The sequence below is a fragment of the Streptomyces sp. NPDC005141 genome, from assembly GCF_053599975.1.
Genome location: NZ_JBSFYW010000059.1, coordinates 47,907 through 54,313 on the forward strand (window position 1 = coordinate 47,907; position 6,407 = coordinate 54,313).

Annotated in this window: 5 protein-coding genes; all 5 read right to left on the reverse strand. The window is 73.1% G+C overall.

The window, feature by feature from the left end; genetic code table 11:
• Positions 1–25: 25 nt before the first annotated feature.
• Positions 26–625: a hypothetical protein gene (locus ACWD68_RS33375; RefSeq protein ID WP_451810193.1), complete on the reverse strand. Its 600-nt coding sequence runs from the start codon at positions 623–625 to the stop codon at positions 26–28.
• Positions 626–652: 27 nt separating this feature from the next.
• Positions 653–1,867, reverse strand: coding sequence for a cyclic dehypoxanthinyl futalosine synthase (mqnC, locus tag ACWD68_RS33380; protein WP_451810194.1), 1,215 nt, complete (start codon positions 1,865–1,867; stop codon positions 653–655).
• 72 nt (positions 1,868–1,939) lie between these two features.
• Complete coding sequence (locus ACWD68_RS33385) at positions 1,940–2,677, reverse strand: prepilin peptidase (protein WP_451810195.1); 738 nt, start codon at positions 2,675–2,677, stop codon at positions 1,940–1,942.
• Positions 2,678–2,837: 160 nt separating this feature from the next.
• The gene (locus ACWD68_RS33390) at positions 2,838–5,852 is read right to left on the reverse strand and encodes a BTAD domain-containing putative transcriptional regulator (protein WP_451810196.1); all 3,015 of its coding nucleotides are present in this window, start codon (positions 5,850–5,852) and stop codon (positions 2,838–2,840) included.
• A 257-nt stretch (positions 5,853–6,109) separates the two neighbouring features.
• Positions 6,110–6,407 (reverse strand): ATP-binding protein (locus ACWD68_RS33395; protein WP_451810197.1); only part of this gene is annotated, 298 nt, incomplete at its 5' end.

Consider the following 6,407-nt stretch of genomic DNA (forward strand, 5'->3'; position numbering starts at 1 on the left):
GGCGGGGCCCCGGCACGGGCCGTGATCAGCCGGTGCGGTACACCAGCCGCCCGCCGATGACGGTCGCCACACAGGTCCCGGCACCGCGCCGGACCAGTTCGGCCCGGTCCGCGACATCGAACACGGCGAACCGGGCGGGACCGCCCGCCACCAGCCCCGGCAGCAGGATCAACGGGGTCGGGGACAGCGACGGCGGGCCCTGGAGACGGTCCGGCCGCCGCCCCGTCGCGAGCCCGGCCCTGCGTACACGGTCGACCGCGACCCGCGACCGCAGGTCCCCGGCCACCGCCACCGTGCCGTGCGCCAGCATCCGCTGCACCCCGCGCCGCACGCTCGCGCCGAGGCGGGCGGGGTCGGCACGGAAGAGCTCCTGAGCCCGCTCCCCGCCGATGGGCTCGGTGCCGAGGGTGTCGGCCTCGCGCGGGTCGGGGTGGTAGGTGGCCTCGAGCAGCTCCGGACCGTACGGGTTCAGCAGCCCGGGCAGCAGGATGCCGGGCCAGCGCCGCACCCTTGCCCGAGGCTCGGCAGCGGCCAGTTCCTCGTACGGGCCGACGGCGGCGACGAGCGCCCCGTCGACGAGGACCGCCGCCTCGGGCGACTGCTCTGCGATGTGAAGTGTCAGCACGGAAGCCCTAGTCAGCTCTGGTCGGCTCTAGTTGGAGGCGAGGAGCTTCAGCTCGGGGTGTGCCGTGCCGCCCTCGATCGCCGTCGAGGAGATGTGGGACATGACGCGCTCGTCGACCGGATCGTTCGCCGGGTCGTCGTGGACGACGATGTGCTCGTACGTCGTGGTCCGCTGGGCGGGGACGCGGCCCGCCTTGCGGATCAGGTCGATGATCTCCATGCGGTTGGAGCGGTGCTTGGCGCCGGCGGAGGAGACGACGTTCTCCTCCAGCATGATCGAGCCGAGGTCGTCCGCGCCGTAGTGCAGGGAGAGCTGGCCGACCTCCTTGCCCGTGGTCAGCCAGGAGCCCTGGATGTGGGCGACGTTGTCGAGGAAGAGACGGGCGATCGCGATCATCCGCAGGTACTCGAAGAGCGTCGCCTGCGTACGGCCCTTCAGGTGGTTGTTCTCGGGCTGGTAGGTGTACGGGATGAAGGCACGGAAGCCGCCCGTCCGGTCCTGTACGTCACGGATCATCCGCAGGTGCTCGATGCGCTCGGCGTTGGTCTCGCCGGTGCCCATCAGCATGGTGGACGTCGACTCGACACCCAGCCCGTGCGCGATCTCCATGATCTCCAGCCACCGCTCGCCGGATTCCTTGAGCGGGGCGATCGCCTTGCGCGGCCGGGCCGGAAGCAGCTCGGCACCGGCGCCCGCGAACGAGTCGAGACCGGCCGCGTGGATGCGCTGGATGGCCTCCTCGACGCTCACCTTGGAGATCCGGGCCATGTGCTCGACCTCGGACGCGCCGAGGGAGTGGATGACCAGCTGGGGGTACGCGCCCTTGATCGCGGCGAAGTGCTTCTCGTAGTACTCGACGCCGTAGTCCGGGTGGTGTCCGCCCTGGAACATGATCTGCGTCCCGCCCAGCTCGACGGTCTCCGCGCAGCGGCGCAGGATGTCCTCGAGGTCGCGCGTCCAGCCCTTGGCGGTGTCCTTGGGGGCGGCGTAGAAGGCGCAGAACTTGCACGCCGTGACGCACACGTTCGTGTAGTTGATGTTGCGCTCGATGATGTACGTCGCGATGTGCTCGGTACCCGCGTACCTGCGGCGGCGTACGGCGTCGGCGGCGGCGCCGAGCGCGTGCAGCGGGGCGTCGCGGTAGAGGACGAGCGCCTCTTCCGGGCTGATCCGCCCACCCTCGGCGGCACGGTCGAGGACGGCTGTGACATCAAAAGACGTAAGGTCGGCCTTCTCGGTCACCGGGAGCGTCCCTTTCGTAAGGGTTGTGGACAGACCCAACCACCCTACGCCAGCTCCTCGCGCCGACCGACGTCAGGCCGCGTAAGCCCCGATCAGGAGCCCCACGTACGCCCCCGCGATCAGGAACGGGCCGAACGGGATCGACGTCTTGCGCCCCGCGCGCCGCGCGATCACCAGGACCATTCCGTACAGCGCGCCGAACAGGAAACCCGCGAAGGTCCCCAGGAACACCACGCTCCACCCGTACCAGCCGAGCACCGCCCCGAGACCGAGCGCCAGCTTCACATCGCCGAAGCCCATGCCGTTCGGGTTGATGAGGAAGAGCACGAAGTACGCGCCCCCGAGCGCGAGCGCCCCGAACAGCGCCGTCAGCCACTCCCCCGCGTGCTCGGGCAGGGCGGCGGCCACCCCGAGCAGTGCCGGCGCCGCCACCGCGAGCGGCAGGGTCAGCGCGTCCGGCAGCCGCTGCACCCGGAAGTCCACCACGGCGAGCAGCACGCCGAGCGGCGCGAGCAGCAGCCAGACCCCCAGTTCGGGACGCGTACCGGTCGCGAGGGCGAGCCCGGCGCAGACCAGGGCGGTGGCCGGCGGGACGAGGAGGGTGCCGGGGCCGTACCAGGAACCGCCCGGCGACCTGGCGAGCCCGAGCCACCCGCGCGCGACGCCGGTGATCGGCTGCCCCTCGGGACAGCGGTCACGCCACGGCTCGTCCGGCTCGACGGCGAGGCGGTACGCGGGCCGGGGCACCAGCAGCCCCGCCGCCGCGCCCCAGAACCCGGCGACGACGACGAGCCAGAGGTCGAGATCCACGCGTTCCCCCAGGAAAGAATCCGATCCGGCGGCCGGGACGACGGCCGGGCGACAGCGGCGGTGACAGCGGCACCGGCGCCTCGCGAGGCGGTGCCACGCGGCCGGGGCGCGAGCGCCGGGGCCGCCGCGGCCCGTCCCGCCCCGGCCCGTCCCGCGTGGCTCATCCCACCGCGGCCGTGCCGCTTCGCCAGGCCGGCAGCAGCTCGTCGAGCAGGGCCTCCGTCCGGGGCGGCAGTCCCCGTGCCCCGCTGCGGACGACCAGGTCGGCGGCGAGCCGCTTCAACCGGTCGCCGTCCCCCGTCGCGTGCGTCGCGCGCAGCAGCTCGTTCCACAGCCGCTCGTCCGCCGGTGCCGAGTTGAGCGAGGCGTTCAGCGCCTCGATCGCCTTCTCCGCCCGGTCCTTCTCCAGATGGAACGCGGACAGGGCGAGCCCGATGTCCGCGACGAGCAGCGGCAGTTGGGCGTCGATGATCTCGTGGGTGAGCCAGCCGTAGCGCCCCCGCGGACGGTCGGCGAGCAGCGGACCGCGGACGAGGACGAGCGCGTCGGTGAGCAACCGCCCGCGCACCACACGGCTGTTGGCTCCCTTGCCCTGCGTCGCCTCGTGGTAGAGGGAGCGCAGTACGTCCAGGTCGGAGACGACGGACTTGGCCAGCGTGAGCCGCCCGGTCGCGTCGGTGCCGAGGCGGGGCGTGCCGTCGGGGTCGTTGCCGAGCCAGCCGTGCAACCGCTCGACGAGCGCGTCGCGCACGTCGTCGGTGACGCCTCGCGGCCACAGCGCGGAGGACAGCACGCGCGGGTGCACTCCTTCGCGGTGCAGCAGGAGCAGTGCCAGCGCCTCGTGCAGCAGCGGGCTGCGTTCGCCGTCGGGCGTCTCCAGGCCGATGATCTCGTACGGGCCCACGAGCCGCGCGTAGACGGCGGGCCGCCCCTGCTCGCTGATGTCGACCAGGAACGGCGGGGAGTTCGTCGGCCCGTCGGGCCCGCGTTCGGGGTCCGCCTCGACGAAGAGTTCCACGACCGCCCGCTGCTGCGCGACCGGCAGCATCTGCGCGTCGAGTTCGAGGCCGAGCAGCGGCGCGAGCAGCTTGCCCTCGCCGGTGATCTCCATCTCCCAGGCAGCGCCGGGCAGATCGCCGGACTCGGTGCCGACGAGGTAGCCGATTCCCAACCGACCTGCGTCGGAGGCGAGTTCGGCGAGCTTGACGGCGTCCTCGGCGGACGGTTCGGCGGCGAGGAGGACGAGGTGCGGGGCCCAACGGGTGTGCTGGGCGGGCCCGGTACGGCCGGTGAGCACGGAGTCGTGACCGGCCGCGCCGAGGGCGCCGCGCCGCTGCCGTGTCTCGGCCTCCATGGTCTCGATGAGCGCCTCGACGTCGTCGAGGTGGCGCAGCCGGTTGGGCGCGAGCGGTGCCAGGTCCTCGCCGAAGCCGACGAGCGTGATCGTCATGCGGTCGGACCAGCCGTTGGTGGCCAGTTCGGCGGCGACGGAGGCGAAGACGCCGGCGCGGTCGGCCTCGCTCCCGCTCAGGGAGACGATGCCGGGCACGGCCTCCAGATTGAGCAGCAGCCGCGAGTCGTCCATGGTGCCGAGGCTGACGAGGCCCGGGTACGGAGCGGCGGTGTCGACCTCTTCGTACCGCTCGGCGTCCGCCCGTGCCAGCATCCAGAACGTCTGGTCCTGCCCGAGCTGCCACGGCGTGGGCGGCTTCCCGGCCGGCTGGGCGAGCTGGAGGTGCAGATCGCCGTTGCCGCCGAGCCAGGCCGCGTAGACGGTCGGCAGCGGGCGCGACTCGTCCGCGAGCGCGGCCGCGAGTCCGCGCAGCGACAGGTCGAGAAGGCGCACGCCCTCGGGGTCGGCGCCGACGAGCAGCGCGTCCTGGGCGTCCGCGGCGGACCCCGTCGGGACCGGCGGCTCCATGCCGCGCCGCCCACCGACCGCGCCGAGAGCCGACTGCCACAGTGCCTGGCGGCGGCGCCGGCCGAGGGCGCCGAGGAGGCCGGCGGCGAGAAGGGGCGCGCCGACGAGGGTCTCGGGCAGCCCGAAGGAGAACCCGCTCTCCTCGGAGGCCGTCTGCGAGGTCTGCTCGTGCTGCCCGTGCGGTGCGGCTTCGGCGGGTGCGCGTTCGCCCTGCCGTCCGCTGTCGTCGCCGGGCCGCTGCCGGGGCACGTGGATGTGCGCGGTGTCCCGGTCGCCCTGGTCGGCCTGCCGACCGCCGCCGGCGCCCTGCTTGCCGCCGCCCTGCTGGTGGTCGCCGGTCCTGGCGTAGTCGTTGATCTGCTGCTGGACCTGCTCCGAGACCTCGGGTGCCGCGTCGGGCATCTCGACGAGCTCGCCGCCGTGGGCGTCGCCGGGCATCTCCAGGATCCAGCCGGGCCGGATGAGGCTGGCCTCGGACAGCTTGGACCCGTCGGGCTGCGTACGGTCCTTGTTGAGCTGGTAGATCTCCTTGTACCGGCGCCCGTCACCGAGGTGCCGCTGCGCGACCTCCCAGAGCGAGTCGTGGTGCCGGCCCTCGGGGGGCTGGATGCGGTAGTACTTCGTGTCGCCGTGCTCGGCGGAAGTGCCGCTGCCCGCCTGCGACGCCGCGTCGGCGGCCTGTTCGGCGACCGCGGCCGCGGCACCGGCGGCGGCCTGTTCCTGCTGCTGCCCGAACAGTCCGGGTGTCTGCTGGGCAGCGGCCACGGAGCCGTGCTGGTTGCCCTCCGGGCTCTGGCCGAACTGCGAGAGCCCCGGCGTGAAGCTCGCGGCGGCGGCGCCCACGAGCAGGACCGCCGCGACGAGCTGACGGGCCAGCAACTGGCTCGGCCCGGCGCCCGGTACACGGTTCGGCAGCCCGACGCCCGACAGCGCGGCCTTCACCTCGACGAGCACACACGCGCTGAACTGCGCCCACGCCAGCCACACGATGACCGTCAGCACGTGGATGAACGTGCCGACGGTGATCTCCTGCTGGAGCCATTCCCACCGGGGCGCCCCGTGCGGCAGCGGCCACCCCACGCTGACGACCAGCGCGCCGGGCACACCGGCGAGCAGCACCAGCAGGGCGACGAACGCCGCGAACGCCTTCGCGAAGTCACCGAACGTCCGACGACGCCGGGGCAGGGGCTGCGGCGTCCGATTCCTCGGACCCGGCGAACCGCCCGTCGAACTGGAAGTGGTGCGTCGCGCCATGGCGGATGTCCTGGGGTCGTGTGGGGAGGGTGTGAGGTCAGGGGTGAAGCGAGCCTACTGAGAGTTTACGGAGAGCGTCGAAGGTCGTGCAGGGGGCCACCGGAAGCGACCGCCCGTTTCGTCACCTACCGCCCCGTAGACCCGAGTTGCCGTCGGGCCCGGCCTCCCTCGGCACCTCGCGACCTTCACGCTCTCGCAACCCCACCGACACGGCACTCACGCTCCCCGCACAATTCCCTCGGGCGCTGCGATGCGACCTACGCGGCGGCCAGGTCGCACCACACGTACTTGCCGGTGTCGCCGCCCTGGCGCAGCGGATGCCAGCCCCAGTCGTCGGCGCAGGCCCGGACCAGGACCAGGCCCCGGCCCGCCTCCGCGTCGGCAGTGACGGGCAGCTCGTACGGCGGCGGCACCGGACTCCCGTCCCAGGCACCGATCCGCAGCACCCCGTCCCGCCAGTGCAGCCGCAGGGCCGCCGGCCCCTTCGTATGCCGTACGGCATTGGAGACCAGCTCCGCCGCCAGCAGCTCGGCCACGTCCGCGAGACGGATCAGG

Bases quoted from the DNA above. Each gene is read 5' to 3' on its own strand.
- ACWD68_RS33390 (WP_451810196.1), bottom strand. From the start codon at position 5,852: ATGGCGCGACGCACCACTTCCAGTTCGACGGGCGGTTCGCCGGGTCCG.